At 69.2% G+C, this 26,636-nt stretch carries 22 protein-coding genes; 11 read left to right on the top strand and 11 right to left on the bottom strand.

Features of this window, described 5'->3' with window-relative positions; genetic code table 11:
• Positions 1-48 precede the first annotated feature (48 nt).
• Together ilvA and ACJMKZ_RS07845 are read left to right on the top strand one after the other, a co-directional pair.
• The gene (gene ilvA / locus ACJMKZ_RS07840; RefSeq protein WP_405232632.1) at positions 49-1,575 is read left to right on the top strand and encodes a threonine ammonia-lyase, biosynthetic; all 1,527 of its coding nucleotides are present in this window, start codon (positions 49-51) and stop codon (positions 1,573-1,575) included.
• A gap of 217 nt (positions 1,576-1,792) precedes the next feature.
• Positions 1,793-2,371 (top strand): superoxide dismutase, encoded by a 579-nt coding sequence (locus tag ACJMKZ_RS07845; RefSeq protein ID WP_405232633.1) that lies wholly within the window; start codon positions 1,793-1,795, stop codon positions 2,369-2,371.
• A gap of 111 nt (positions 2,372-2,482) precedes the next feature.
• On the opposite strand, the gene ACJMKZ_RS07850 is transcribed toward ACJMKZ_RS07845, so the two are convergent.
• On the bottom strand, positions 2,483-3,298 hold the full coding sequence (locus ACJMKZ_RS07850; RefSeq protein WP_405232634.1) for a class I SAM-dependent methyltransferase: 816 nt from the start codon (positions 3,296-3,298) through the stop codon (positions 2,483-2,485).
• A 40-nt stretch (positions 3,299-3,338) separates the two neighbouring features.
• The gene (locus ACJMKZ_RS07855) at positions 3,339-4,109 is read right to left on the bottom strand and encodes a class II aldolase/adducin family protein (protein WP_405232635.1); all 771 of its coding nucleotides are present in this window, start codon (positions 4,107-4,109) and stop codon (positions 3,339-3,341) included.
• Between the two features lie 133 nt (positions 4,110-4,242).
• Between ACJMKZ_RS07855 and ACJMKZ_RS07860 the strand changes: the two genes are divergently transcribed.
• On the top strand, positions 4,243-4,701 hold the full coding sequence (locus ACJMKZ_RS07860; protein ID WP_405232636.1) for a hypothetical protein: 459 nt from the start codon (positions 4,243-4,245) through the stop codon (positions 4,699-4,701).
• A 101-nt stretch (positions 4,702-4,802) separates the two neighbouring features.
• On the opposite strand, the gene ACJMKZ_RS07865 is transcribed toward ACJMKZ_RS07860, so the two are convergent.
• The 5 genes from ACJMKZ_RS07865 to ACJMKZ_RS07885 form a co-directional block, all read right to left on the bottom strand.
• Positions 4,803-5,456 carry a hypothetical protein gene (locus ACJMKZ_RS07865; RefSeq protein WP_405232637.1) on the bottom strand — a complete coding sequence of 218 codons (654 nt, stop codon included), beginning with the start codon at positions 5,454-5,456 and terminating at the stop codon, positions 4,803-4,805.
• 3 nt (positions 5,457-5,459) lie between these two features.
• The gene (locus ACJMKZ_RS07870; protein ID WP_405232638.1) at positions 5,460-6,125 is read right to left on the bottom strand and encodes a hypothetical protein; all 666 of its coding nucleotides are present in this window, start codon (positions 6,123-6,125) and stop codon (positions 5,460-5,462) included.
• A gap of 512 nt (positions 6,126-6,637) precedes the next feature.
• On the bottom strand, positions 6,638-7,939 hold the full coding sequence (locus tag ACJMKZ_RS07875; RefSeq protein WP_405232639.1) for an amidohydrolase: 1,302 nt from the start codon (positions 7,937-7,939) through the stop codon (positions 6,638-6,640).
• Between the two features lie 79 nt (positions 7,940-8,018).
• Complete coding sequence (locus ACJMKZ_RS07880; protein ID WP_405232640.1) at positions 8,019-10,142, bottom strand: ATP-dependent helicase; 2,124 nt, start codon at positions 10,140-10,142, stop codon at positions 8,019-8,021.
• A gap of 131 nt (positions 10,143-10,273) precedes the next feature.
• On the bottom strand, positions 10,274-11,158 hold the full coding sequence (locus tag ACJMKZ_RS07885; RefSeq protein ID WP_405232641.1) for an alpha/beta fold hydrolase: 885 nt from the start codon (positions 11,156-11,158) through the stop codon (positions 10,274-10,276).
• A 107-nt stretch (positions 11,159-11,265) separates the two neighbouring features.
• Here ACJMKZ_RS07885 and ACJMKZ_RS07890 point away from each other — a divergent pair, with 107 nt between their 5' ends.
• The 3 genes from ACJMKZ_RS07890 (at position 11,266) to ACJMKZ_RS07900 (ending at position 16,536) form a co-directional block, all read left to right on the top strand.
• Complete coding sequence (locus ACJMKZ_RS07890) at positions 11,266-12,948, top strand: alpha/beta fold hydrolase (RefSeq protein WP_405232642.1); 1,683 nt, start codon at positions 11,266-11,268, stop codon at positions 12,946-12,948.
• A gap of 65 nt (positions 12,949-13,013) precedes the next feature.
• Positions 13,014-14,138: a beta-ketoacyl-ACP synthase III gene (locus ACJMKZ_RS07895; RefSeq protein ID WP_405232643.1), complete on the top strand. Its 1,125-nt coding sequence runs from the start codon at positions 13,014-13,016 to the stop codon at positions 14,136-14,138.
• A gap of 31 nt (positions 14,139-14,169) precedes the next feature.
• Positions 14,170-16,536 (top strand): SLC13 family permease, encoded by a 2,367-nt coding sequence (locus ACJMKZ_RS07900; protein WP_405232644.1) that lies wholly within the window; start codon positions 14,170-14,172, stop codon positions 16,534-16,536.
• Between the two features lie 3 nt (positions 16,537-16,539).
• Here ACJMKZ_RS07900 and ACJMKZ_RS07905 read toward each other — a convergent pair whose 3' ends face one another.
• Positions 16,540-17,514, bottom strand: coding sequence for a quinone oxidoreductase family protein (locus ACJMKZ_RS07905; protein ID WP_405233156.1), 975 nt, complete (start codon positions 17,512-17,514; stop codon positions 16,540-16,542).
• A 172-nt stretch (positions 17,515-17,686) separates the two neighbouring features.
• On the opposite strand from ACJMKZ_RS07905, the gene ACJMKZ_RS07910 reads away from it, so the two are divergent.
• The 3 genes from ACJMKZ_RS07910 to ACJMKZ_RS07920 are packed head-to-tail and all read left to right on the top strand — an operon-like array spanning position 17,687 to position 20,436.
• On the top strand, positions 17,687-18,457 hold the full coding sequence (locus ACJMKZ_RS07910) for an SDR family oxidoreductase (RefSeq protein ID WP_405232645.1): 771 nt from the start codon (positions 17,687-17,689) through the stop codon (positions 18,455-18,457).
• 21 nt (positions 18,458-18,478) lie between these two features.
• Positions 18,479-19,729: an NAD(P)/FAD-dependent oxidoreductase gene (locus tag ACJMKZ_RS07915; protein WP_405232646.1), complete on the top strand. Its 1,251-nt coding sequence runs from the start codon at positions 18,479-18,481 to the stop codon at positions 19,727-19,729.
• A gap of 35 nt (positions 19,730-19,764) precedes the next feature.
• Entirely contained in the window at positions 19,765-20,436 is a 672-nt protein-coding gene (locus ACJMKZ_RS07920) for a nitroreductase (protein WP_405232647.1), read from the top strand.
• Here the strand turns inward: ACJMKZ_RS07920 and ACJMKZ_RS07925 are convergent.
• Positions 20,423-21,127 (bottom strand): hypothetical protein, encoded by a 705-nt coding sequence (locus tag ACJMKZ_RS07925; protein WP_405232648.1) that lies wholly within the window; start codon positions 21,125-21,127, stop codon positions 20,423-20,425. The genes ACJMKZ_RS07920 and ACJMKZ_RS07925 overlap by 14 nt on opposite strands.
• Complete coding sequence (locus tag ACJMKZ_RS07930) at positions 21,124-21,774, bottom strand: hypothetical protein (protein ID WP_405232649.1); 651 nt, start codon at positions 21,772-21,774, stop codon at positions 21,124-21,126. The genes ACJMKZ_RS07925 and ACJMKZ_RS07930 overlap by 4 nt, the downstream gene beginning before the upstream one ends.
• A gap of 239 nt (positions 21,775-22,013) precedes the next feature.
• Here ACJMKZ_RS07930 and ACJMKZ_RS07935 point away from each other — a divergent pair, with 239 nt between their 5' ends.
• Positions 22,014-24,005, top strand: a complete 1,992-nt coding sequence (locus ACJMKZ_RS07935) for a zinc-dependent metalloprotease family protein (protein WP_405232650.1) — start codon at positions 22,014-22,016, stop codon at positions 24,003-24,005.
• Positions 24,002-24,958, top strand: a complete 957-nt coding sequence (locus tag ACJMKZ_RS07940) for an isoaspartyl peptidase/L-asparaginase family protein (protein WP_405232651.1) — start codon at positions 24,002-24,004, stop codon at positions 24,956-24,958. Before ACJMKZ_RS07935 ends, ACJMKZ_RS07940 begins: the two co-directional genes overlap by 4 nt.
• A gap of 19 nt (positions 24,959-24,977) precedes the next feature.
• Here ACJMKZ_RS07940 and gshA read toward each other — a convergent pair whose 3' ends face one another.
• The gene (gene gshA, locus ACJMKZ_RS07945; RefSeq protein ID WP_405232652.1) at positions 24,978-26,555 is read right to left on the bottom strand and encodes a glutamate--cysteine ligase; all 1,578 of its coding nucleotides are present in this window, start codon (positions 26,553-26,555) and stop codon (positions 24,978-24,980) included.
• Positions 26,556-26,636: the final 81 nt, after the last annotated feature.

A 26,636-nucleotide genomic window follows, 5' to 3' on the forward strand; every position in this document is an offset into this window, starting at 1 on the left:
CCTACATCTTTTTTGCTCGCCGGTGGCGGGGCGGGTTAACGTATCCGGATGAGCCCGGACCCCACGGACTACCTGAAGCGCATCCTCACCGCCCGCGTCTACGAGGTGGCGGAGGAGACTCCCCTCGACGCCGCCCCCAATCTCTCTGCGCGCCTCGGCCACGCGGTGTGGCTGAAGCGCGAGGACCTGCAGCAGGTCTTCTCCTTCAAGCTCCGCGGCGCCTACAACCGCATGTCCCGGCTGGCCGACGAGGACCTGCAGAAAGGCGTCATCTGCAGCTCGGCGGGCAATCACGCCCAGGGCGTGGCGCTGGCGGCGAGCCGCCTCGGCATCCAGGCTTTCATCGTCATGCCGGTGACGACACCCCGCATCAAGGTGGACGCCGTGCGCAAGCTGGGCGGCGAGGTCGTGCTGGTGGGCGACACCTACGACGACGCCTACGCCCATGCCCGCAAGCTGGAGGCCGAGCGCGGCCTGACCTTCATCCATCCGTTCGACGACCCGGACGTCATCGCCGGCCAGGGCACCATCGCCATGGAGATCCTGCGCCAGCACCCTGGCGACATCGACGCGGTGTTCGTGCCGGTGGGCGGCGGCGGTCTCATCGCCGGCATAGCGTCCTACATCAAGGCGCTGCGCGACGATATCCGCATCGTCGGGGTTGAGCCGGAGGATTCGGCGGGCATGAGCCGATCGCTCGCCGCCGGCGAGCCGGTGACGCTGGAGCGCGTCGGTATCTTCGCCGACGGCGTGGCCGTGCGCCGGGTAGGCGACGAGACCTTCCGACTGTGCCGTGAACTCGTCGACGAGATCGTGCTGGTGGACACGGACGAGATTTGCGCGGCGATCCGGGACATCTTCGAGGACACCCGCTCCATCGTGGAGCCGGCCGGCGCCCTGGCCGTCGCCGGCATGAAGAAGTACGTGGATGAGCGCAGACCGGCGGCGGGGCGGGAGTTCATCACGGTGAACTGCGGCGCCAACGTGAATTTCGACCGGCTGCGCCACATCGCCGAGCGGGCCGCGGTCGGCGAGCAGCGCGAAGCCCTGCTGGCCGTCGGTATCCCGGAGCGCCCGGGCAGCTTCCGGGAGTTCTGCGCGGCCATCGGCCGGCGCAACGTCACCGAATTCAACTACCGCTACAGCGACGCGGAAGAGGCGCACATCTTCGTCGGCCTGGAACTGGCCGAGGGCCGCGCCGAGAAGGACCGTCTCGTGGCCGAGCTGCGCTCGAAGGGCTACCCGGTCGAGGACCTCACCGACAACGAGATGGCCAAGCTGCATATCCGGCACATGGTCGGCGGCCGGGCCGGCGGGCTGCCGGACGAGCGGCTGCTGCGGTTCGAGTTCCCGGAGCGCCCCGGGGCACTGGCAGGTTTCCTCGACGCGGTGGGCTCGGACTGGAACATCAGCCTGTTCCACTACCGCAACCACGGATCGGACTACGGCCGCATCCTCACCGGCATTCAGGTGCCCGGCGGCGAGGCCGACGAGTTCGAGCGCCACCTGGAAAAACTCGGCTACCCCCACTGGGACGAGAGCGACAACCCCGCCTACCGGCTGTTCCTCGCCTGACGAGGATTGCGAGAACGATTGCCAGAACGATTGCCAGAACGATTGCGATAGCGCAGTTACGGCGCCGCCCCCGCATGGTAAACGTGGATGCACAGTCTTCGACCGCGCCGGGACGCTCCTTGTAAGCATCTCGATGCGTGCTTAGAATGATTCCAGATACCGCCGCAGGATCATGCGACCTCGGCGTCAACCCATTTCGATCCGGAAGGAGTCATCCATGGCCCACGAATTGCCTGCGCTGCCTTATGCGAAGGACGCTCTGGAACCCGTCATCTCGGCGGAGACCCTCGAGTACCACTACGGCAAGCATCACCAGACCTACGTCAACAACCTGAACAACATGGTCCCCGGCACTGAGTACGAGAACGCCTCACTGGAGGACATCATCCGGAAGGCCGACGGCGGCCTGTTCAACAACGCGGCCCAGGTCTGGAACCATACCTTCTACTGGAACTGCCTGAGCCCGGACGGCGGCGGCGAGCCCGGCGGCGCGCTGGGCGAGGCCATCGACAAGGCCTTCGGCTCCTTCGACAAGTTCAAGGAGGAGTTCCAGAAGGCCGGCGCCGGTAACTTCGGCTCCGGCTGGACCTGGCTGGTGAAGGACGGCGACGGCGTGGCCATCGTCAACACCGACGACGCCGGCAACCCGCTGCGCGACGGCAAGACGCCGCTGCTGACGGTGGACGTCTGGGAGCACGCCTACTACATCGACTACCGCAACGCGCGGCCGAAATACCTGGAAGAGATCTGGAAGATCATCAACTGGGATTACGTGTCGGGTAACTACGAAGCGTAACGCGGGATGTAGGAGGGCCTTCAGGCCCGACCGCGGAGCGGCTCGGGGCTAAAGCCCCTCCTACATGCCCATTGACGCTGCGGGATCGGGCCTGAAGGCCCTTCTGCACCCCTATTCCGGCTTGACGAATTTCAGCGTGAAACGGTCGCTCTCACCGATCTCGAGGTACTTCGGGTCGGGACCGTCGCGCAGGCTCGGCGGCAGCGCCCAGACGCCGCTCTCGTAGTCCTTGGTATCCTTCGGGTTGGCGTTGACGTCGGAACTCGCCACCAACTCGAAGCCCGCCGCCTCGGCCAGCTCGATGGCGCGTGCCTCGCTGAAGTAGCCGGTGCGCTCCTCCGGATCCGGCGGCGAATCCGGATCCGCCCGGTGCTGCACCACGCCGAAGACGCCGCCGGGCTTCAGGGCCGTGTATGCGGCGCCGAACACTTCCGCGGCAAACTCGTCGCCCCAGCTGTGCAGGTTGCGGAAGGTGACCACCAGGTCCGCACTGCCCGGCGGCGCGATGTCGGTCTTGCCCCGGCCGAGCACCGTCAGCTCCACGTCGCCGTAGACTTCCCGGTCGGCAATCTTCTCCTTGTACTTCGCGAGGTTGGTCTGCACGTACTCGCTTTCGAGGGTCGGGTCCCAGCTGGCCGCGTAGAGCTTGCCGTCGTCCTTCAGGACCGGCGCCAGGATGTCGGTGTACCAGCCGCCGCCGGGCCAGAGTTCGACCACGGTCATGTCCGGCTCCAGGCCGAAGAACGTGAGTGTCTCCACCGGATGGCGGTACTGATCCCGCGCCCGGCTTTCCGCCGAGCGGTGCTCCCCGTCCGCCGCCGCCCGGATGGCGTCGCGGGCATCGTCGGCCGCCGTACCGGCGCCGGCCGCGAGCAGGAACAGGGCAGCCAGCGGCGCCAGCCGTCGTCCGGTCAAATAGTCAGGCATGGGCTTCTCTCCGTAGATTACGGTTGCTGTGAAGTCTCGTTCATTCGCGGTAGGAAGGGTCACGCCGGTCGAGCCGGCGCAGCAGCGCGGGCCAGGCGAGCGCACCGCCCATCCCCTTCGTCGCCTCACGCATCTGGGCGCGGGCGCCGGCGAGGATGCGGTCGTCCACACGGGTGAGTTCCGCGCCGCCGGACTGCGCGGCGATCTGGATCTGGCAGGCGGTCTCCAGCACGTACATGGCCAGGAACGCCTCCGGGATCGACGCGCCGCAGGTGAGCAGCCCGTGGTTACGCAGGATCAGCGAGTTGGCATCGCCGAGGTCGGCCACCAGCCGGGGCTTTTCCTCCTCGTTGAGCGCCACGCCCTCGTAGTCGTGATAGCCGAGGGCGATCAGCGGGAATATCGACTGCTGCGAGATCGCCAGCAGGCCCTCCTTCTGGGCCGATACGGCGACTCCGGCCCGCGTATGGGTGTGCAGCACGCACTGCACCTCGGGCCGCGCGGCGTGCACCGCGCTGTGGATGACGAAACCCGCCGGATTCACCGGATGGGGGCTGTCGATGACCTTGTTGCCGTCGAGGTCCACCTTCACCAGGCTGCTCGCCGTCATCTCCTCGAACAGCAGGCCGTAGGGATTTATGAGGAAGTGTTCCTCGGGCCCCGGTACCCGGGCCGAGATGTGAGTGAAGATCAGGTCGTCCCAGCCGTACAGCGCCACCAGTCGGTAGGCGGCGGCGAGATCCACCCGCGTCGCCCATTCCTCGTCGGATACCTGGTCACGCACCGTCAGTGTCTCTGCAGCCGTACTCATCGTTCCCTCCCCTCTGTCGGCGTGGCTGAAACCATCAGTATAGGACATCGTCCGCACCCTGCCCGCTGCAACCATTTCGACAACCGGTGCATCTACTCAGTTATACGGCCATCGACAAAGAGGGAGAGAGACCATGAGGACGACCCGCAAGGTAAGCGACGCGCTCGCCATGGGACTACTGCTGCTGGCAGCTGCGCTCGCCGCTATTGCCGTGGCGGACGCCGGGGAAAACAAGCGCCTGGAACTGGTCGTTGCCCGGGACGACGGCGGGGAGGCGCTCGTGCTGCGCCTCGATACCGCTGAACTCGGCTACGACCCCTTCGAACTCGTGGAGGGCGAAAACCGCGCGCTCACGCTGGACGACGGCCGTTCGGCATTGATGACCCGCACGGCCGACGGTCTGCGCATCGATGTGGACGGCCGCGAGATCGAGATCCCGGCGCCATCGCACGCGGCATGCGCCGGAGAAGAAGCCTGCGGCGATACCGAGATAGAGGAACGCATCATCACCAGTTCCGACTCCGGCCAGGCGCACCACGTCGTGGTCCGAAAAGAGATCAGATCGGAGACGACCCGGACGAAAACACCCTGACGGCGGACCGGACCGGCAGCCATCGCGCCGGGTGACGCACCTGCCCGGATCAGGTGCCCCTGTTGCCGCCCGACGGCGATGGCTGCCGGTCCGGCGGCCTTTCAGCTCCACGCGCAGGCGTGGATATGGCTGATCTTCTGTCGCTGGGAGTAGCGGTAGAACTTCCTGAGTTCGCACATGACGTCCTCGCCGGCATCGTGCAGGCGGGCGCCGATGCGCCGGCAGAATCGCCCGGCGTAATCGTTCGCCAGCCGGTAGCGCTCCCGCTCCTCATCGCCGAGTTCGCGGTCCAGCGACATCCGCTCGAACAGGAGATGATGCAGCCGTGAGGCCACTGCCCGCCTGCCCTGTTCGCGGGCCAGCAGCACGGTGCTCACGAATTTGTCCACTTCCGCCTGGAGCTCCAGCTCCAGCAGCGTGACCTCGCGCCGGGCGGTGGCGTTGTGCACCACGTAATTGAAGTGGCTGATGCCTTCCACGGCGGTCCAGAGGTCGTCGAGGTCGTCGTCGTCCAAATCGTCCAGCGGGTTGCGCTCTCTGAGCCGCGCCAGCAGCGCGTCATCCAGGTACAGCGTCAGCGAGACCTCGTCGCCGTCGTGGTGGAGCAGCAGGCGCTCGTCCAGGCGCCCGCGGGCACCGGGCGGCGTCAGAGCGCCTGCGGTGGCGGCATCGGTGACCAGGAAGTCCTCGATGGCCAGCCCGTGCTCGAGCTGATAGAGCGCGGCGAGGCGTTCCTGCAGATCGGTGACCTGCACGGCTCAGTGCCGGGTGCCGGGCCGGCTGTCGGAGAGCGGCTCGATGCCTTCGCGGCGCAGCAGTGCCTCGGCCCGCTGGCTGCCCGTCTTCAGCCATACCTCGTAGAGCCGGAGGATGTCACGGTCCTGGCTCGTGCGTGCCGATTCGCTGACCTCGTTCAGCACGTCCACCATGACCTGGAACTTGCGCGCGAGCTCCCCGAAGATCGCCGAGAAGGCCCGGCCGCGTATGCTGCCGCGCATCTCATCGGACAGGGAGCCGTAGGCGCTGCCGCCCATGTAGATGTAGTAGTCCAGATCCACCAGCTTCTCGGCCAGGCTGTCGGCGAAACAGCCGGCGATGAACAGGGCCACGTCGCCGAGACGCTGCAGAGCGAACTGGCGTTCCTCCAGCGTCGGCGCGTCGACGGCGTCGCGCATCATGAAGGCCAGCGGCTTCAGCCCGTAGTGGCCGCCGGCGTCCTCGTACAGTGCCTCGGAGCGCGAATACAGGGTGAGCAGGTTGACGACGTAGTGAGTGGCATGAGGGTCGATCTCCACCGACTGGCGGGAGACCACTTCCTCGATGCTCTCGTGGAAATATTGCTGCAGGTTGCTGACCGGGATGACGGTACCCCGGCCGTCCAATCGCTGCTCGGGGCTGAAGCCCCTCCTACCCCTTTTTTGCATGCGCCACACCTCCTCGACTCGCGCGAGCACGATATCGGCCGGCCTGGCGAATGAACTCCACGTCCACTTCGCACAGAGGTGTGCGCAGGGCCTGAGCGAAGGCTCATCCCCCGAGCCAACCGCGCAATCCCAGTTTCGGTCCGAAACCGGGCGGTTGTCGTGACCGGCTTCACGTCTGCCCCCCGTGACAGCGTGAAGGGATTCACAGTTCCGGTCGCCGTAACCGCCTTTATATTAATCAGAGCCCGCCGGCGGACGTCAATAACTCCGTACGAGCGCCTTCAGGCCCGATCCGGCTTTCTTCTGGCGTTGGCCTCGCCATCGACTGGGGCGGGCCCGTAGCCGCGAGGTCTGGCACCGGTCAGTCAGCGCTACTGACTGGCAGCGCCTTCACGCCACCGCGAGGCGGCCGTCCTGCCGGGGTATCCATCGCCGCGACCTTTTGTCGGGAGCAAGATGGATACCCCCCGCAGGGCGGCCATAAAAGAAGGGGATCGGGCCTGAAGGCCCTCCTACATTTTTCGTGAGCGCATGAAATCCAGCGTGAGCCCGGTGAGGAGTTCCACGCCCGTCACCAGCGCGCTCTCGTCCACGTAGAACAGCGGCGAGTGGTTGGAGGGTGCGGTCATCGGGTCCTCACCCGGCGGGGTGACACCCAGGAACAGGAACAGGCCGGGCGTGCGCTGCGCGTAGTAGGAGAAGTCCTCGGCACCCGTGATCAGCGGCGACTCGATCACTCGGCCCTCGCCGGCGACGCGCACCACGGTATCGAGCATGTCATCGGTGAGTTCCGGATCGTTGACCGTCACCGGATAACCGAGGTCGATGGTGGTCTCCGCCGTCGCCCCGTAGCTCTCCGCCGTGAGCCGTGCGGTGCGCTCCAGCTTCTCGTGGATGGACTTGCGGATGTCCATGTCGAAGTTGCGGATGGTGCCGATCAGCGTCACTTCGTCGGGGATGATGTTGTTGCGGATGCCGCCCTCTATGACACCGAAGGAGAGCACCGCCGGCGCTGCGGTGATGTCCACCTGCCGGCTGACGATGCTCTGGGCCGCGGTGACGATCTGCGATGCAACGACGATCGGATCGACGCCGCCCCACGGACGCGAGCCGTGGGTCTGGCGGCCGCGCACCACGATCTCGAACCGGTCCGCGCTCGCCATCGCCGGGCCGGCCCGGTAACCGACCATGCCTGCCGGCAGCATGGAGGTAACGTGCAGGCCGAATACGGCCTCGGGCGTACGCTCGTCGAAGATGCCCTCTTTCAGCATCAGCTCGGCGCCGCCTTCCTCGCCCTCCGGCGCGCCTTCCTCGGCCGGCTGGAAGATGAACATCACGGAACCGGGCAGCTCGTCGCGTACCGCCGTCAGCGCGCGGGCGGCCCCGAGCAGCATGGCCATGTGGGTGTCATGGCCGCAGGCGTGCATCACGCCCACCTCGCGGCCCCGGTAGGTGCCCTTCGCTTGCGAGGCGAACGGCAGATCCATACGCTCGGTGACCGGCAGGGCGTCCATGTCCGCCCGCAGCGCCACCAGAGGCCCGGGCTTGCCCCCCTCGAGATGCGCAACGATCCCGGTGTGGGCGATACCGGTCTCCACCTCGAGACCCATGGCACGGAGCTCCTCGGCCACCTTCTTCGCGGTCTCGAACTCCCGGTTGCTGAGCTCCGGATGCTCGTGGAAATGGCGCCGCCACTCGATCACCTGGGCCTCGGCGGCCCGTGCCTCGCCCTTCAGCGTGTCGGCGAGATCCGCGCTCGCCAGAGCGGGCGCGAAGGCGATGAGCGAAAGCATGAAGAGTCGGTTTCGGTGCATGGTATCGGTCCCCCGGCAGTCTCTGCCCGAATTCGGCAACAGGCCGCCTAGTCTACCAGCGAGCGCCGGCAGCGGAGCCTCACCACATGCCGCGCAGTCTGCCGGCCACGTCGATGCGCCGGTCGCTCGTGCCGAGGCCACCGCCGTCTCCCGTGCCGGGAGCGGCATGGAACACGGGTTCCAGCGTGCCGAGCACCCGCTCGGTGAGGAAGCGGCTGCGCGCACCGTAGACGTGGCGGTCGCCGTGGCGGTGCTGCTGGGTCACGTGGTAGCGCAGCGGCGCGATCAGGTGCAGGTCGCGTTTCGCCCGGGTCATGGCCACGTACAGCAGCCGGCGCTCCTCCTCGATGAGCTCGGGGCTCGCCGTGGAGAATTCGGAGGGGAAGCTGCCGTCGGAGACATTCAGGATGAACACCGAGTCCCACTCCTGGCCCTTGGCCGAGTGCACCGTCGACAGGATCAGGTAATCCTCGTCCAGCAGCGGGTCGCCGGACAGATCGCCGGTGGACTGGGGCGGGTCGAGCGTGAGCTCGGACAGGAACCGCTCCCGGGTGGTGTACTTGCCGGCGACCCGTTCCAGGTGCTCCAGATCCGCCGACCGGGGCTCGGCGGCATCGTACAGCCGCTCGAGGTGCGGCTGGTACCAGCGGCGCACCTCCGACACCTGCGACTGCCAGACCCCCGCCGCGGGCTGCCCGGCCAGCGAGCGCATCAGGGCGGCCAGCGCCGGCCAGTCTTCCCTGGCAGCGGCCGGCGGGCGGAATGCGGACAGCGCCGACAGTGAATAGTCGGCCGCCGCCACGTGCTCGTAGCAGCGCCCGGCGTGGGCCGGCCCCATGCCCTCCAGCAGTTTCAGCACCCGGAATGCCGCCACCCGGTTCTTCGGGTTGTCGGCCCACTTCAGCACCGCGAGCATGTCCTTGACGTGGGCGGACTCCAGAAACTTGAGGCCGCCGTACTTCACGTAGGGGATGTTGCGGCGGACAAGTTCCAGCTCGAGCCGGTCGCTCGAGTGCGCGCCGCGGAACAGCACGGCCTGCTGCTTCAGCTCGAGGCCCGCCTCCCGGTTCGCCAGCACCCGGCTCACCACGTAATCGGTCTCCGCGTCCACGTCTTCCACCGTGACGTAGCAGGGCCGGCGCCCGGAGCCCTGCTCCGACCAGAGCTGCTTGTCGTACTGCGCCGCGCCCTCGGCGATGAGCGCGTTGGCGGCATCCAGTATCGGCTGCAGCGAGCGGTAGTTGCGTTCCAGGGTGACCACCCGCGCCGGCGGCACGTAGCGGTCGGGGAACGACAGGATGTTCTCCACCTCGGCGGCGCGGAAGGAGTAGATGGACTGGGCGTCATCGCCCACGACAGTGAGGCCCTCGCCACAGGGCTTGATGGCGTGGAGTATCTCGGCCTGCAATACGTTGGTGTCCTGGTACTCGTCGACCAGCACGTGATCGAAGCGTGCCCCGATGGCCGCCGCCAGCTCCGGGTCCGACACCAGGTGATACCAGTAGAGCAGCAGGTCGTCGTAGTCCAGCGCCTGGTGCTGCTGCTTGGTCTCGACGTAACGGCGGAAGAGCTCGCGGAGCTCCTGCTCCCAGTCGCCGCACCAGGGATAGGACGTGCGCAGGCAGTCGCCGATGTCTTGCCGGGCGTTGACGCAGCGCGAATAGATCGCGAGGCAGGTGTCTTTCTTCGGGAAACGCTTTGCCTTGGCGCTCAGGCCCAGCTCGTGGCGCACGAGGTCCATCAGGTCCGCCGCGTCGCCGCGGTCCAGCACGGAGAACGCGGGGTCCAGCCCGACGTTGCGGGCGTAGTGGCGCAGCAGCCGGTTGGCGACCGAGTGGAAGGTGCCGGACCAGGCGAATCGCACGGCCCGCGAGTCCTCGGCGAGCCGGAGCGAGCGGCGCACGATGGCCCGGGCCCGGCGCAGCATCTCCTCCGCCGCACGCCGCGTGAAGGTCAGCAGCAGGATGCGGTCCGGATCGACGCCCTCGATCACCAGGTTGGCCACCCGGTGGGCCAGCGTCATCGTCTTGCCGGTGCCGGCGCCGGCGATCACCAGCAGCGGTCCGGCGCGCAAACCGCCGCCCGCCGCGCGCTCGCCCCACGCCGCCGCCTCCCGCTGGGCCGGATTCAGGCGGGCCAGATGCTCCGGCGGCGCCCCCGCGGCGTCCGCCGCTGGCTGGTTTTCTGCAACGGTATCTTTCATCGCACGGGTTCACGGGCGGACCTGTCGGCCGCGCATCGTCCCGGGATAGTCCACGGACAGGCCACGGCTCGGCGGCCCACTACTGTATCAGCGTACAGTAGTGGATGGATCATCAGCTGTCGAGGGCCGTCTCAGTCGAGCATGAACTCCTCGATGGCGGCGGCGAGCGCCTCCGGCTGCTCGAAATGCACCATGTGTCCGGCGCCCGGAATGGTGAGCTTGGTCAGCCGGGGGAAAGCGCCGAAGGCGTTGTCGGCGTCCACCCAGCGCATGTCCGGCGAGCTGAAATCGGTGTTGCCGCCGATCACGAACAGCACCGGCGCCGTGACGGCGTGCCAGCAGGCCTCGGCTTCGGCGCGGCGGTAAAGCACCGGGTTGCGCAGTTTATGGGCCGGGTCCGCCCGGAGCGTGACCTTGCCGTCCTCGTCCACCTCGGCCCAGCGCTCGGCAACGAACAGCGCCCGGTCGTCGGCCAGCGTCGGGCTGCGCTTCTTCACCCGCTCCGCCAGCTCCTCGAAGCGGTCGTAACGGGAATAGCCCTTGTTGCGGCTCTGGTCCTCGATCCATTCCCGGTAGCGCTTCGGCGCGTCCGCCGGATCGCCGTTGCGCAGGCCGAAACCCTCGATGTTCACCAGCCTGGCGATCCGCTCCGGCATCACGCCGCCGTACAGCGAGAGGATGTTCGCGCCCATGCTGTGGCCGACCACCCGGGCGGGCTCGTCCGGGCTGTAGATGGCCAGCAGCTCGTCCAGGTCGGCCAGGTAGTCGGGAAACCAGTAGCCGTAGGTACGGTGCCGGGACTTGCCGAAACCGCGCCAGTCCGGCGCGACGACGAACCAGTCGTGCTGCAGCGCGTCGACGACGAACTGGAAGGTGGAGCCGGCGTCGCCCCAGCCGTGCAGCAGCACGAGCAGCGGCGCTTCCCGGTCGCCCCACAGATTTACGTGGCAGGTTACCCCGCGGATCTCGTGACGGGCGGCGTAGCGCGGGATTTTCGGACGGTAGCGGTCGGGCATAGTATTCCTGTGCACTGGACTGGGCGTGGCCGGCGGCGAGTGTAAGCGCTCGGCAAGGCCCAGGGAAACGTTGACGGGCGGATGCGGTTGCGGCAGATGGAGGCACCGTGATTCACAAAGGCTATGCGAACGTGCCCTGGGGCCAGGTGCACTACCGGGCGGCCGGCAGCGGCCCGCCGGTCATCCTGCTGCACGACTCGCCGCGCTCCTCCGTGCTGCACGAGCCGCTCGTCGAGGCGCTCGCCGACCGCTGGACGGCCATCGCCCTGGATACGCCCGGCTACGGCGACTCCGATCCGCTGCCAACGGGCGCACCGGACATCGGCGACTTCGCCGATGCGCTGGCTGCCACCCTCGATGCGCTGGCCCTGCCCGAGTGCCCGGTGTACGGCTATCACACCAGTTCCAAGATCGCGCTGGAGTTCGCCGTGCGCCACCCGGGCCGGGCGTCGCTGGTCGTGATGGACGGGCTGTCGGTGCCCGCCGAGCCGCTCCCGGACGCGTTCATCGAGCGTTACATGGCGCCGTTCCGGGTCACCGACGACGGCGCCTACCTCGCGACCACCTGGGCGCGGACGCGCGACCTGCATCGCTTCTTCCCCTGGTTCTCGCATACCGCGGAACACCGACTGCCCATGGAGCTGCCGCCCCCGGAGACGCTGCACCGCTACGCACTCGACCTGCTGATGGCAGGCACACATTACCCGGATGCCTATGCCGCGGCGATGCGCTACGACCCGGTGCCGGCCCTCGGCCGCCTGCAGGACCCGGCGGTGGTGATGTGCCGGCGGGACGACGTGCTCTACTCCCATCTCGAGCGCTTGCCGGAGACCCTGCCCGACGGCGTGCGCCGCGAGCCGCTGCCCGCCGACCGCAACGTCTGGCGGACCCGGCTCCGGGAACTGTTCGCCAATCACGGCGACTACGTGGCCGCCGTGCGCCTGCCGGGGCTCGGCGAAGTCGCCGGCCGCCCGGGTCCTGCCCGGGCCTACTGGCAGGCAAGGGAGGGGGAGCAGCTGCGGCTGCGCTTCCGTGGCGAACTCTCGTCCCGACACGCGCCGGTGCTGTTGCTGCCGGAACTGCCGGGCAGCGCGGCGAGCGCAGCGCCGCTCGCCGACGCACTGGCCGCCGACCGCCGCACGCTGACCCTCGATCCGCCGGGCTGCGGCGAGTCCACGGCCGCCGCCGACCCCGGGCCGGAGCGGTTCGCCGCCGATCTGCTGCGTCTGCTCGAGGACCTCGACTGGCATCGCGTAGACGTGGTCGCCACCTTCACGGCCGCACCCGTGGCGCTGGAGCTGGCCCGGACCGGCGGCGAAAAAATCGGCCGCCTCGTCTTCGAGGGCGTACCCATCGCAGGCCGCGCGGAACGCGAGGAACTGGCCGCCGACTACTGCGTGCCGCTCACGCCCCGCTGGGACGGCGGCCATCTGCTCGCCGCCTGGACGATGCTGCGGGACCGGGAGCTGAACTGGCCCTGGTACGGCCGGGACGCCGCGAGCATCCGCCGCCGCACGCCGGACCTGGACCCGGGCCGGCTGCATGCCCAGACCCTGGACCTGCTGCGCCAACCGGCCGACTACGGCGCGCTGGCCACACGCTGCCTGGCCCGGGACGTGACCGCGGCACTGCCCCGGCTGGAGCAGGCCGCACTGTTCATCGCCGATCCGGACGACATCCGCGACCGCGGCACCCGCGAGGCGGCGGAGCGCTGCCCGCGCGCGATGCTCGCGCACGCAGGCCCCGGCGCACACGCCAGGGCCAGCATCATCCGGTCCTTCCTCGACTGACCCGCTCCCTGTGCAGGGCCGGCCCGAGTCGCTAAAGTACCGCCTGATCCAGGTGAAGGAATGACATGGCCACAGGCGTCGTAATCAGCGGGACCGGACTCTGGGTACCGGAGCAGGGCATCGACAACGAGGAGTTGGTGGCCGCCTACAACGCCTGGGTCGACCGCTTCCTGGAAGAGAACGCCGAGGCGGTGGCCGCCGGCGCGGTGGAGGCGCCGGAGAAATCCAGTCCCGAGTTCATCGAGAACGCGTCGGGGATACGCCACCGCTACGTCTATACCCGCGAAGGCATCCTGGACCCGGAGCGCATGTGGCCGGTGTTCCCGGAGCGCGCCGAGGACGAACTCTCGATCACGGCCGAGATCTCCGTGGTCGCCGCACGCCAGGCGCTGGCGAACGCCGGCCTCGAAGGCAGCGACATCGACGCGGTGATCCTCTCCTGCTCCAACCTGGAACGGCCCTATCCCGCGCTGGCCGTCGAGGTGCAGCATGCCATCGGCGCGGGCGGCTATGCCTACGACATGAATGTGGCCTGCTCGTCGGCCACGTTCGGCCTGCAGAACGCCGTCGATGCGATCGCCGGCGGCTCCGCGCGCCGCGTCCTGATGGTGAACCCGGAGATCACCTCGGCCCACATCAACTGGCGCAGCCGGGATGCGCATTTCATCTTCGGCGACGTCTGCACGGCCGTGGTGCTGGAGCGCTCCGACGAGAGCCGGGCGAAGGAGCGCTGGGAGGTGCTGGGGACGAAGCTCGCCACCCTCTACTCGAACAACATCCGTAACGACTTCGGCTTCATCAATCGCGGCCCCGAAGCGGATTTCTTCGACAGCGGCAAGCTGTTCCGCCAGCAGGGCCGCAAGGTCTTCAAGGAGGTCTCGCCCCTGGCGGCCGACCACATCGGCGAGCACCTGCGCGAGAGCGGCCTCGACGTGGCGGACGTCGGCCGCTACTGGCTGCACCAGGCCAACCTGAACATGAACCGGCTGGTGGTCAAACGCCTGCTCGGCCGCGACGCAGGGGAGGACGAGGCGCCGGTCGTGCTGGACGAGTTCGCCAATACGGCATCCGCCGGCTCCGTCATTGCCTTCCATCGCCACCGGGAAGGGCTCGACGCCGGCGACGTGGGGGTGATCTGCTCCTTCGGCGCCGGCTACTCCATCGGCAGCGTCATCGTGCGGCGACTGTAGCCGCCACGACAGGGAGGTCGGACCCGAGCACATGACCTTCGAGATCGCCCTGGTCCTCGCCATCCTGGCCGCGGCCCTCGTCCTGTTCATCGGCGAGTGGATCCGCATGGACGTGGTGGCGCTGCTCGTCCTGGGCACGCTGGCGATCACCGGGCTGGTCTCTCCCGACGAGGTCTTCAGCGGCTTCTCCAACACGGCGGTGATCACCGTGTGGGCCATGTTCATCCTTTCCGACGGGCTGACGCGCACGGGCATCGCCAACGTCATCGGCCGCCAGGTCATGCGCCTGGCCGGTCGGCGGGAAGTGGCGATGATCGTGGTGATCATGCTCACCGCCGGCTTCCTCTCTGCGTTCATGAACAACATCGGCGTTGCCGCGCTCATGCTGCCGGTGGTGGTCGACATCGCCCGGCGCACGCGCGTGTCGCCGTCCCGGCTGCTGATGCCGCTGGCCTATGCGAGCCTGCTCGGCGGCCTGATGACCATGATCGGCACGCCGCCGAACCTGCTGGTCAGCAACGCCATGGCCGGCGGCGGTTACGAACCCTTCGGTCTGTTCGACTTCACCCCCGTCGGCGTCGTCGTAATGCTCGCCGGCACGCTGTTCGTCGCCCTCGTGGGTCGCCTGTTCCTGCCGAAACGCAAGACGCAGAAACGCGACCGCGGCCGCAGCCAGCGGGCGCTGCGATCCCAGTACAAGCTGGCCGAGCGCACCTTCACGCTGCGCATCCCCCAGGACTCGATGCTGGTCGGCAAGACTCTCGGCGAGAGCCGCATCACCTCGGCCGCCGACCTGGTGGTGCTCGCGCTGCAGCGCTTCGGCCGCAGCGAAACTTTACCGAACCGCCAGACCACACTGCGCGCCGGCGACGAGCTGCTGGTGCAGGGTCAGCTGGATCGCTTCAGCGAGCTGCGCCGCCTGAGCGACCTGGTGATCGAGCGCGAGGCGCCGGTGCTGCAGTCCATGGTCGCCGAACAGCTCGCCCGCGCGGAGGTGGTGGTGGCGGACTCCTCTCCCCTGGTCGGCGACCTGGTGGCACACATCGGCTTCCGCCAGCGCTTCGGTGCGGACCTGCTGGCCGTCCAGCGCCGGGACCAGTCGCCGCGGCGCACCAACCTCGCCTACGTGCCGCTGCGCGCCGGCGACCGGCTGCTGCTGCAGGGGCGCAAGGAGACCGTCGAGAACCTGCACGAGGTCAGCGACTTCGCCGAGGTGAGCCTGCTCGACGCCGACGAGGTCACGAAACGCTACGGCGCCGACGACCGGCTCTTCGTCGTCCGCGTGCCGCGGGAATCCGGGCTCGCCGGACGCACCCTGGGCCGCACCCGGCTCACCGACGTGTTCGACTTCAAGGTGCTCGCCACCTTCCGCGACGGCAACCTCGACCTGCTGCCCGGACCGGACACGGAACTGGCGGGCAGCGACCTGCTGCTGATCCAGGGGGAGCCCGGCGACCTGGACGTGCTGCGGGCGCTGCAGGGGCTGGACCTCGACTCGAAGCCGTCGATGAAGCTCTCCAGCTTCGAGTCCCGGCGCCTGGCCATGCAGGACGCCACCCTGGATCCGCGCAGCTCGCTGGTGGGCAAAAGCGTGGCGGAGCTGAACTTCCGCGAGCGCTACGGCCTGGAGCTGGTCGGCATCTGGCGCAACGGCGCGCCGGTCGAGGAGGATCTCCGCGACGTGCGGCTGGCCCTCGGCGACGCGCTGCTGCTGGTGGGGCCGCGGGAGAAGCTGGAACTCCTGGAGCGGGACCCGGACTTCCTGGTGCTGACCCCTCTCGGCAAGGCGCCGCCGGATACCCGCCGCGCGCCGGTGGCCGCCGGCATCATGCTGGGCGTGGTCACCAGCGTGCTGGTCGGCTGGCTGCCCATCCAGGTGGCCGCCGTATTCGGCGCCACGCTGATGGTGCTGACCGGCTGTCTCAGCATGGAGCAGGCCTATCGCGCCATCGAGTGGCGCGCCATCTTCCTCATCGCCGGCATGCTGCCGCTGGGCACCGCGATGCAGGACACCGGCGCGGCCGCCTGGATCGCCGGCCAGGTACTCTCGGTCGCCGGCGAAGCCGGACCCTGGGCCGTGATCTTCTCGCTCTATGCCATGACCGCGATATCGACAGTGGTGATCCCGCCCGCGGTGCTGGTGGTGATCATGGCGCCGATCGTATTGTCGGCGATGGCGGACATGGGCCTCGCGCCGGAGACCGCGATGATGGCGATGGCCGTCGCGGCGGCGGCGAGCTTCATGAGCCCCATCTCCCACCCGGCCAACATCCTGGTGATGGGCCCGGGCGGCTACCGTTTCGCCGACTACCTGCGGGTGGGCGTGCCGCTCACGCTGGTGGTGTTCGCCGTGGTCATGGTCGTGCTGCCGCTCATCTGGCCGCTCAGGCCCGTTTGACCCTCACGGCAGCAACACGGTGGAGCCCGTGGTCCGCCGCGCCTCGAGATCCCGGTGAGCCTCGGCGGCCTCGGCCAGCGGATAGCGCTGGTTTACCTCGATCTTCACGGCGCCGCTGCCGATCACCTCGAACAGCTCGCCCGCCGCGCCGAGCAGCGCCTCCCGCGTGGAGATGAAGTCGAACAGCACGGGCCGGGTCACGTACAGCGAGCCCCGCTTCGCCAGTTCCAGCGGCGCGAAGGGCTCCACCGGTCCCGAGGCATTGCCGAAAGACACCATCACGCCGTGGGGCCGCAGGCTGTCCAGCGAGGCGTAGAACGTATCCCGGCCCACCGAGTCGTAGACCGCCGCCACACCCTCGCCGCCGGTCAGACGCCGCACCTCGCCGGCCAGATCCTCGCTGTCCGCCATCACGATGTGGTCGCAGCCGTGCGCGCGTGCCAGCTCCGCCTTGGCCTCGGTGCTCACCGTGCCGATGACGGTGGCGCCCAGGTGTTTCGCCCACTGCACGGCGATCAGGCCCACGCCGCCCGCCGCCGCATGCAGCAGCACGGTGTCGCCCGGGCGCACGGGGTAGCTGCGCTTCAGGAGATACCAGGCCGTGAGGCCCTTCAGCATGGCGGCCGCCGCCGTCTCGTCGCCCACGGCGTCCGGCAGCGGCACCAGCAGGTCGGCGGCGATCAGGCGCGCCTCGGAATAGGCGTCCGGCGGCCGGCCCGTGTAGACCACCCGCTGGCCGACCTCGAGGTCGTCGACGCCGGCGCCCAGCGCCTCCACGACACCCGCGGCCTCGCTGCCGAGGCCGCTGGGCAGTTCCAGCGGATAGAGGCCGGAGCGGTGATAGGTATCGATGAAGTTGAGGCCGACGGCGGTATGGCGCAGCCGCACCTCGCCGGGACCGGGCTCGCCGACCTCGACGTCCCGCCACTGCAGGACCTCCGGCCCACCGAACTCCTCGATGCGTATCGCTTTAATCATCTCTACCATCACGGCCTCCCGTCACTGACCCCTCCTGGCAACGGGCGAGTCTAGCAGGCGGTGACGGAGACGGATTAGGCGGCGCCGGCCGCGGCCCTTAGAATACCGTGCCGGGGAGCGCCGCGGCGGGCGGGGGCGCCGCCGGCCGCAGCAACGCAAGCGAGGAGGCACCGTGGGCAGAGTCGACAACAAGGTGGCGCTGGTGACAGGCGCCGCGCAGGGTCTGGGCGCAGCCATCGCGCGGATGCTGGCACGGGAGGGAGCGCGCGTCGCGCTGACCGACATCAACTTCGCCGGTGCCGAAGAGCAGGCACAGGCCATCAACGACGAGCGCGAGGGCGCGGCGCTGGCGCTGGAACACGACGTTACCGACGGGGCGCGCTGGCAGGCAGTGATCGCCGAGACGGTGGACCGGTTCGGCGGCCTCAACATCCTGGTCAACAACGCCGGCATCGGTTCGATGTCCAGCGTGGAGGACGAGACCTGGGAGAACTGGCGCCACGTGCACGCCGTGGATCTCGACTCCGTATTCTTCGGCTGCAAGTACTCGATCCCGAAGATCGCGGCCTCCGGCGGCGGCAGCATCGTCAACATCTCCTCCATCTCCGGCATCATCGCCGGCCACAACATGGCGGCCTACAACTCGGCCAAGGCGGCGGTTCGACATCTGTCGAAATCCGTCGCGCTGCACTGTGCGCGCAGCGGCAACGGCATCCGCTGCAACTCCGTGCACCCCGTGTTTATCGACACGCCGATCCTGACCGGCATGCTCGATGCGGTGGGCCGGCAGAAGGGGCTGGACAAACTCACCCGTCAGATTCCGCTGGGGCGCATCGGCGACCCGGACGACGTCGCCTACGCCGTGCTCTATCTCGCCTCCGACGAATCGAAGTTCGTGACCGGCGCCGAGCTGAAGGTGGATGGCGGCATCAGCGCCATGTGAGCGGCGCCGGGGGATAGCGGGATGAGTGAGACGGTCCTCGTCATCGGTGCCGGCCATGCCGCCGGCCAGCTGGTGAGTACGCTGCGCCACAAGGGCTATGACGACCGCATCGTGCTGGCGGGCGAAGAACCGTGGGTACCCTATCAGCGCCCGCCGCTGTCGAAGAAATACCTCTCCGGCGATCTGGAGCGGAACCGCCTGTACTTCAAGCCGCCCGGCTTCTACGAAGACGCGGAGGTGGATCTGCGCCTCTCCACGCGGGTGGCCGCACTCGACACCGCGGCGCGGCGCGCCGAGCTGGAGAACGGCGGCAGCATCGACTGGGACCACTGCGTCATCGCTACCGGGAGCCGGGTGCTGAGGCTGCAGGCCCCGGGCGCCGACCTGCCCGGCATCCACTACCTGCGCACCATCGACGACGTGGACGCGATCCGAACTCACTTCGCGCCGGGGGCGCGCCTGGTGGTGGTCGGCGCCGGCTACATCGGGCTGGAGGTGGCTGCGGTCGCCGCGGTCGCCGGGCTGGACGTCACCGTGCTGGAACTCGCCGGACGGGTGATGAGCCGGGTGGTCTCGCCACCGATCTCCGACTTCTACGAGTCCGAGCACCGCCGACACGGGGTGCACCTGCGCCTCGGCGAGGGGGTAGCCGGCTTCGAAGGCGACGGCCGGGTGGAAGCGGTGCTGACCGCCGCCGGCGAGAGGGTGGCGGCGGACTTCGTGGTGGTGGGCATCGGCATCGAGCCGGTGACCGAGCTGGCGGCGAATGCCGGCCTGGCCTGCGACGACGGCATCCTGGTGGACGAGTACTGCCGCACCCACGCGGACGGCGTCTACGCGGTGGGCGACTGCACCCGCCACCCCAGCGGCATCTACGGCCGTCAGCTGCGGCTGGAATCGGTGCACAATGCGCTCGAACAGGCCAGGACCGCCGCCGCCGGCATCTGCGGGGAGCGGACGCCCTACAACGATGTGCCCTGGTTCTGGTCGGACCAGTACGACCTCAAGCTGCAGATCGCCGGGCTGTCCGAGGGCTGCGACCAGACCGTCATGCGGGGCGATCCTGCCGCGCGGTCGTTCGCGTGCTTCTATCTGGCCGAGGGCCGGCTGCTGGCGGTGGATGCCGTGAACAGCCCGCGGGAGTTCATGCTCTCGAAGCCCCTGATCGCGGCACACGCCACACCGCCGCCGGAGGCACTGGCCGACCCGGGCGTATCGCTGAAGGACCTGCTGAAGGACCTGCAGGCTGTCGACGCCGGCGATCGACCCTGACAATCATCACCAGCCATCCAAGATAGCGAGGAACGATGAAAGTATCCGAAGCGCTGGACTCGCGCCTGACGGTGCGGGCCTTCCTGGACGAGCCCGTGCCCGATGAGACGGTACGCGAGATTCTCGAGCGGGCGAGCCGTGCGCCCTCGGGCGGCAATCTGCAGCCCTGGCACGTGATCGTGCTCACCGGCGCGGCACGGGAACGCCTGCTGGACGCGGTAGCGCGCAAGATGCCCCACTCGCCGAAAGGCGAGGGCACCGAGTACAACATCTATCCGCCGGAGCTGAAGGAGCCCTACCGCACGCGGCGCTTCCGCATCGGCGAGATGATGTACGAGAAGCTCGGTATCCCCCGTGAGGACAAGGCGGCGCGGCTGATGCAGTTCGCGCACAACTACCGCTTCTTCGGCGCCCCCGTCGGACTCCTGTTCACGATCGACCGCAGCATGCAGGAGGGCCAGTGGGCGGACCTCGGCATGTTCATGCAGAGCATCATGCTGCTGGCCCGTGAGTACGGCCTGGACACCTGCCCCCAGGAAGCATGGGCGGTGTGGTACCGGACCATCGGCGAGCTGTTCGAGATCCCCGAGGAGCACATGTTCTTCTGCGGGATGGCGCTGGGCTACCGGGACCCGGACGCGCCGGTGAATGAGCTCCGCTCGGAGCGCGCGCCGCTCGCGGAGTTCGTGCGCTTTATTCGGGACTGACCGGGTCGGCCTGACCGGACCCGCCCGTAATCGCGACCAGCAGCGAACCGTCGGCGGCGAGTCGCCCGTCGCGCAGCGACAGCGCCTCCACCGACAGCGATTCCCTCGCCTCGCCACGGGTACCCGCGAATATCCCGGCGCCGCCGGTCATGACGGCCACTCGACTGGGTCGGGGCCCTGCCGTGATATCGCCGTCGAAGCTGCCCTCCCACGTGCCGTCCTCGGCACGCCATGCCGGCACGAGCACGTGCCTTGCCAGCGGCCACAGGTTGTCGAGCCCGTCCACGAACAGGGAGCCACGGCCCGCGAGATGCAGATTCCAGACGCTGTCCGCCAGTAATTCGCCGGTGAGCGGCCGGGTGCCGGAGTCCAGCGTGGCGAAGCGCACGCCGAAGCCCAGCGCTCGCCCGTCCACATCGCGCAGCACCAGCACCCTTGCCTCGGTCCACGCCAGCGCAGGCTCCCACAGCGTCTCTGCCGAGGCAGGTACGGCGGCGAGCAGGCCGTCGGTCGGCCCCGTGCGGGCCACCGTGTCGGTGGCGGTATCGTAGAACACCTCCACCGAGGCGTCCGGCGCAGCCGCCAGCGGCACCCGCGGGTTCTGCTGCACCAGCGGGTTGTAATAGAGCACCAGGATCACGAGCGCCGTGCCGCAGGCGAGGCCGGCCAGCAGCGAGAGCACGTATTTCATGGGGCGGCCCTCCCCGGGCGTGTGCCGATCTGCGTGAGCGTCATGATCTCGATGTCGCCGACCAGGCGGCCCTCGGCGTCACGGCCGGCAACCTCCCACTCCTCGCTGAAGCTGCCGAAGAAACCGGCGAACTCGCCGCTGCCCCCGGCCACGTCGCCGAGGATCCTGAACGTCGGCGACGTCGGCGACTGCCCGGCCGGGTCCGCCGCGACGCCGGCCGTCGCCATCGCCGTCGCCATCGCATGGGGCGAGACCTCGGAACCGGCCGCCGTGAGGAACAGCGCACCCCGCGCCGGGAGCATCAGCGTCCAGTCCGTGTACGCGGCATCGCCGCCGCGGATGCGGCTCGCCAGGCCGATGACCTTGCCGGAGGCATTGCGCAATTTGTAGATCTCCACCGCACCGTCGCCGGCGACTTCGGGCAGGGAGAGCCCTGCCGGCACCGACGGGACCACGCTACCGGGCGCCGCGGCGCCGAGCACCCGGTCTTCCGGAATCTGGATGCGGAAACTCTCCGTGCGGCCCCCGTTCCTGGCGACGCCGGACTCCGAGGCGAAGCGCACGGGATCCACGAACGGATACCAGCCGGCGAGCCAGACGGCTCCGCCGATACCGAGCAGCAGACCGAGCAGGAATGTTTTTTTCAAAGGGCTCTCGCGCCTCCGGGTAACTGGCGGACCGGCTGCCGAAGACGACGGGCCGGATTGCTGAATTTTAGGTAATCTGTGCCGCGGGAGGTCGCCGACTTGGACAAATTGTGAACCAGCACACAATTCGAGGCCGCGATCGCCGATCCGGTACCCGATATCGGGGAAACTCCGGCCTTGCCTGTCACGACACGGACCACACGCACGCCGGGCCCCGGCTGACGATCCCCTTGAAGCCCATGCACAGACTGATCCCCCTCCTGTGGCTGCTTTCGCTGTTATCGCTGACGCCGGCGCTCGCTCCGTCCGCCGCGGCGGCCGACGTCACCATCGCCCACCACGAGTCACCGCAGGGCTGGCGCTTCGACGCGGCGCCGACGGGAGCCGGGACGCTGGATTTCACCGCCTTCGGTCGCAGCTGGCGCCTGGAACTCGCCCTCAATGCCAGGCTCTCCGCGGCACTGGGGCGCAGCCCTGCCGCGCGTAACGCCGGCGTGGAGCTCTATCGCGGCCGCATCGCCGGGCAGCCGGGCTCCTGGCTGCGCCTGACCCGCGGCGGGGACGGCCGCTGGGCGGGCCTGATGTGGGACGGCACCGAGCTCTATGCGCTCGAGTCCGCGGCCGCGCTCTCCCTTGCCGCCGGGAATGGGGAGGTCAAAGCCGACACCGCCAACCCGGCGGCCGGGCCCGGCGCCGCGCCGGTGATGTTCCGACTGGCGGACATGCGTCTCGCGCCGGGCGCGCTCGGCTGCGCCGTCGCCGACGGGCCCGCCTCGCCGGCGGGCAGCGCCAAGGCCGGCTTCGACGACCTGGTGAGCGAACTGGTGAAGACCGTCGAGAGCGAGATCGACCTCGCCGTGCTCGGCGACGCGGACTTCGCGGCCCGCCACCCGGACCCGGTGGCGGCGCTGGCCACGCGGCTGAACAACATCGACGGGATATTCTCTGAGCAGGTGGGCGTAACGATCAACGTCACCGACTTCCGGGTGTTCTCCGTGGCGAACGATCCGTTCACCGACTCCACCGATCCGACCACGCTCCTGGCCGAGCTCGGCAACTACAAGTCGGGCGAGCCCGACCTGAGGAATCTCGGGCTGGTACATCTCTACACCGGCAGGGACCTGGACGACAGCACCGCAGGCATTGCCTACACCCGCGCGCTGTGCAGCACCCGCTTCGGCGCGGGGCTGAGCGAGGGCCGACGCACGGTGACGACCGACAGCCTGATCGGCGCCCACGAGATCGGCCACAACTTCGGCTCGCCCCACGACGGGGAAGACGGCTCGGTGTGCGAGAACACGCCGCAGAATTTCCTGATGGCACCGCGGCTGAACGGCAGCTCCACATTCTCCGCCTGCAGCCTGGAGCAGATGGCGCCGCAGGTTGCATCTGCGTTCTGCCTGAAGGCGCTGCCCGACGCGGACATGACCGTTGCCGCGGTCGTCTCGCCGGCCACGGTGCTGGAAGGCGGCACCGTCAGCCTCGAGCTGACCGCCAGCAACCTGGGCACTGCCACGGCCGAACTGGTGTCGATGAGCGTCGGCCTGCCGGCCGGCGTGAGCCTGCGCGACGCCGGCACGCTCTGCACCGCGGCGGCGGGCGGCGCCGAGTGCACCATCGGCACGGTCGCCGCGGGCGGCTCGGCGACGGCGAACCTGACGCTCGCCGCCGTCGACGCGGGCCCGGCCGATCTGGCCGCGGAAGTCCGGGCGGACAGCGACACCGAGCCGTCCAACAATACGGCCAGCGCAGCATTGCGTATCGATCCGGCGGCCGATCTGGGCATCGCCCTGCAGGCGCCCGCCTCGGTCACCCGCGGTGCCCGCGCCACGCTGGACCTCACCGTGACCAACGCGTCTCTGCGCACCGCCACCGGGTTGGTCGTGACGATAAGCACCCCGTCCTTCCTGCAGCCGGCAGCGACGTCCGGCAGCGCGGGCTGCACCGTCACGGCGGGTGGGATTCGCTGCGAGGCAGCCGCCCTCGCCGGCGGCGACACGCTGGCGCTCGAACTGTCGGTGGACGCGGCACAGGAAGGTACCGGAGCTGTCGAGGCGGTGGTCCGCGCGGCCCAGGGCGACCCGGACGAGGGCGACAACACCGCCAGCCGCAGCATCGAGGTAAGCAGCACGGCCGCCGCGGCCAGTGCGGGCGGCGGTGGCGGCGGTCACGGGCTCTGGTTACTGCTGCTGACGGCGGGTTTCCTCGGCGCAGCCCGGCGGAGCGCGTGAACCGAACCGCAACGCAGGCCGGGCGCACGGCAATCGCCGTCCACGGTGGGGCCGGGCTCGTCCGCCGCGCCGACCTGCCGCCCGAACGGGAAACCCGCTATCACGAGGCCCTGCGCGAGGCGCTCGCGGCCGGCCACGAGCTGCTCGCCGCCGGCGGCAGCGCCATGGACGCGGTGACCGCGGCGGTCGTCGTGCTGGAAGACAACCCCCTGTTCAACGCCGGCCGCGGCGCGGTCTTCAACCACGAGGGCGGTCACGAGCTCGACGCATCGGTCATGGACGGCAGCAACCTCGCGGCCGGCGGCGTGGCCGGCGTTCGCCGTGTCCGCAACCCGGTGCTCGCCGCCCGGGCCGTGCTGGAGCAGACCCCCTACGTGCTGCTGGCAGGCGCCGGAGCGGAAGACTTCGCCCGCGAGCAGGGGCTCGCGCTGGTCGAGCCGGACTGGTTCTCGACTCCCCAGCGCCGTGCCGAATGGGAACGTGCCCGCGCGGCGGCGGGGGACGACAGCGCGGCGCGCCCGGAGGAGTTCAGCCTGGGCACGGTCGGCGCCGTGGCGCTGGATCGCGGCGGCAACCTCGCGGCGGCCACTTCCACTGGCGGCCTGACCAACAAACGCTGGGGCCGCGTCGGCGACACGCCGGTGATCGGCGCGGGCACCTGGGCGGAGAACGGCGTCTGCGCGGTGTCGACCACCGGCGACGGCGAGTACTTCCTGCGCACGGCGGCGGCACACGACGTGGCCGCGATGATCCGCTACGGCGGCGCCGGGCTGGGCGCGGCGGCGCGGCGGGTGGTGGGCGAGAAGCTGCGCGCGCTCGGCGGCAACGGCGGGCTCATCGCCGTCGACGGGGCGGGTATGCCGGTATTCGAGCAGAACTGCGCAGGCATGTACCGGGGCGGCATCGACTGGCAGGGACGCGTGACCACGGCCGTGTTCGCCGGCAACCCCTGACCGGCGGTCCGCCCTCCGGCTAGCCCCCGGCGCTCGCGTAGTAGCGGGCGACGTGCTCCTCGAAGCTGATGGTCTCGGACGCCTCCAGCTCCCGCTGGCGCTCGCGGGATCGCCGCGCCTCTTCCTCGAACTCCGCCTGGCGGCGCTCGTTCACCGGCTTCAGCGTGCGGAAGTACGACTTGTGGCTGCGCGCCGCCTCCAGGGCGAACTCGAAGAAGCTGGCGCCGCTCTCCACCAGCTCGGCAACGAGGCGGGCCGAAGGTGTGCGGTCCGGGTCGTCGACCAGCTCCCGCTGATGGGCGAGCGTATCGCCGTAGGGGGTGCCCTCGAGACCGCGGTCGAGGATCTCCGCCACGGGCGCCATGTCGGCGAGGATATCGGCGGCCCAGTCGGCCAGCAGGACGCCGCGGCCATCGCGCTTGAGATACAGGCCCGGATCCCGGCCCGAGTGGGCCGTGGCGGTCTGATTGGCGCCGGCCTCCGCCAGCGCCTCGTCGTCCAGGAGCGGGCTCTCTTTCAGCAGACAGTAGATCAGGAAGCATTCGACGAACCGCAGCTCGTTCTGATTGACGCCCACCGGATCGAAGGGGTTCAGGTCCAGGGCGCGCACTTCCACGTACTCCACGCCGCCGCGCAACAGGGCCGCGGCGGGCCGCTCGCCGGAACGGGCCGTGCGCTTCGGCCGGATCGGGCTGTAGTACTCGTTCTCGATCTGCAGGATGTTCGCATTCAGCTGCCGGTGCACGCCGTCCACCAGCAGGCCGATACGTTCGTAGTCCGGCTCCGGCGTATTGATGGCGGCGTCCAGATCGGCCACGTAACTCGAGAGGTCGTTCAGCGAGATGTTCAGCTTCGCCTGCGTGCGATTGCTGTAGCCGAAGTCGCTCATGCGCAGCGACGTGGCGTAGGGCTCGAACAGCGTCTCCGCGTCGAACTCCGGGATGGTCGGGTAGTCGTCGGCCAGGAACGACTTGCACATCGCCGGCGAGGCGCCGAACAGGTAGAGGAGCAGCCAGCCCTCGCGGCGGAAGTTGCGCAGCAGGCCGAAGTAGTGGGCGGAGCGGAACGCGTCCGCCGGCCCGGCGTCGCCTTCATGCGCCTGGTACTCGTGCCAGAAATGCTGGGGCAACGAGTAGTTGAAATGCACCCCCGAGATCGTCTGCATGACCCGGCCGTAGCGATGCCCGAGCCCCCGCCGGTAGACCTTCTTCATCTGGCCGACGTTCGAGGGGCCGTAGTCGGCCAGCGGGATGCTGTCCTCGTCGCCCACCCGACAGGGCATGGAAGTGACCCACAGCAACTCGTCGCCGATCTGCCGATAGGCGAACTGGTGCACGTCGCACAGGAACTGGATGGTCTCCCACAGGGCGGGAAACGCGGGCGTGACGAACTCGATAAGGGCTTCGGAGAAATCCGTGGTGATGTATCGGTTGGTGAGCGCCGAACCCAGACCGCGCGGATGAGGCAGCGGGGAGATAAAGCCTTCGGGCGTCACCCGCAGCGACTCCTTCTCCACGCCCTTGCGGCCGCCGCGCAGCAGACCCGCCGTGCTGGAAGCGGCAAGGCGCTCCAGCCGTTTATCGAGTTTTCGATCCACCGAGCCCCCTCGAGCCCCAACACCGACCTGGCTCCGCGCGGACGGACGCCCCGTCCGCCGGACGGGGCCGCTGCGGCATAC

Source organism: Lentisalinibacter salinarum (genome assembly GCF_040706555.1).
Lineage (GTDB): Bacteria > Pseudomonadota > Gammaproteobacteria > Steroidobacterales > Woeseiaceae > Lentisalinibacter > Lentisalinibacter salinarum.

Excerpts from the sequence above, each read along its gene's own strand:
- ilvA (WP_405232632.1), top strand. The coding sequence starts at position 49 with ATGAGCCCGGACCCCACGGACTACCTGAAGCGCATCCTCACCGCCCGC.
- ACJMKZ_RS07845 (WP_405232633.1), top strand. The coding sequence starts at position 1,793 with ATGGCCCACGAATTGCCTGCGCTGCCTTATGCGAAGGACGCTCTGGAA.
- ACJMKZ_RS07850 (WP_405232634.1), bottom strand. The coding sequence starts at position 3,298 with ATGCCTGACTATTTGACCGGACGACGGCTGGCGCCGCTGGCTGCCCTG.
- ACJMKZ_RS07855 (WP_405232635.1), bottom strand. The coding sequence starts at position 4,109 with ATGAGTACGGCTGCAGAGACACTGACGGTGCGTGACCAGGTATCCGAC.
- ACJMKZ_RS07860 (WP_405232636.1), top strand. The coding sequence starts at position 4,243 with ATGAGGACGACCCGCAAGGTAAGCGACGCGCTCGCCATGGGACTACTG.
- ACJMKZ_RS07870 (WP_405232638.1), bottom strand. The coding sequence starts at position 6,125 with ATGCAAAAAAGGGGTAGGAGGGGCTTCAGCCCCGAGCAGCGATTGGAC.
- ACJMKZ_RS07875 (WP_405232639.1), bottom strand. The coding sequence starts at position 7,939 with ATGCACCGAAACCGACTCTTCATGCTTTCGCTCATCGCCTTCGCGCCC.
- ACJMKZ_RS07880 (WP_405232640.1), bottom strand. The coding sequence starts at position 10,142 with ATGAAAGATACCGTTGCAGAAAACCAGCCAGCGGCGGACGCCGCGGGG.
- ACJMKZ_RS07885 (WP_405232641.1), bottom strand. The coding sequence starts at position 11,158 with ATGCCCGACCGCTACCGTCCGAAAATCCCGCGCTACGCCGCCCGTCAC.
- ACJMKZ_RS07895 (WP_405232643.1), top strand. The coding sequence starts at position 13,014 with ATGGCCACAGGCGTCGTAATCAGCGGGACCGGACTCTGGGTACCGGAG.
- ACJMKZ_RS07900 (WP_405232644.1), top strand. The coding sequence starts at position 14,170 with ATGACCTTCGAGATCGCCCTGGTCCTCGCCATCCTGGCCGCGGCCCTC.
- ACJMKZ_RS07905 (WP_405233156.1), bottom strand. The coding sequence starts at position 17,514 with ATGATTAAAGCGATACGCATCGAGGAGTTCGGTGGGCCGGAGGTCCTG.
- ACJMKZ_RS07915 (WP_405232646.1), top strand. The coding sequence starts at position 18,479 with ATGAGTGAGACGGTCCTCGTCATCGGTGCCGGCCATGCCGCCGGCCAG.
- ACJMKZ_RS07920 (WP_405232647.1), top strand. The coding sequence starts at position 19,765 with ATGAAAGTATCCGAAGCGCTGGACTCGCGCCTGACGGTGCGGGCCTTC.
- ACJMKZ_RS07925 (WP_405232648.1), bottom strand. The coding sequence starts at position 21,127 with ATGAAATACGTGCTCTCGCTGCTGGCCGGCCTCGCCTGCGGCACGGCG.
- ACJMKZ_RS07935 (WP_405232650.1), top strand. The coding sequence starts at position 22,014 with ATGCACAGACTGATCCCCCTCCTGTGGCTGCTTTCGCTGTTATCGCTG.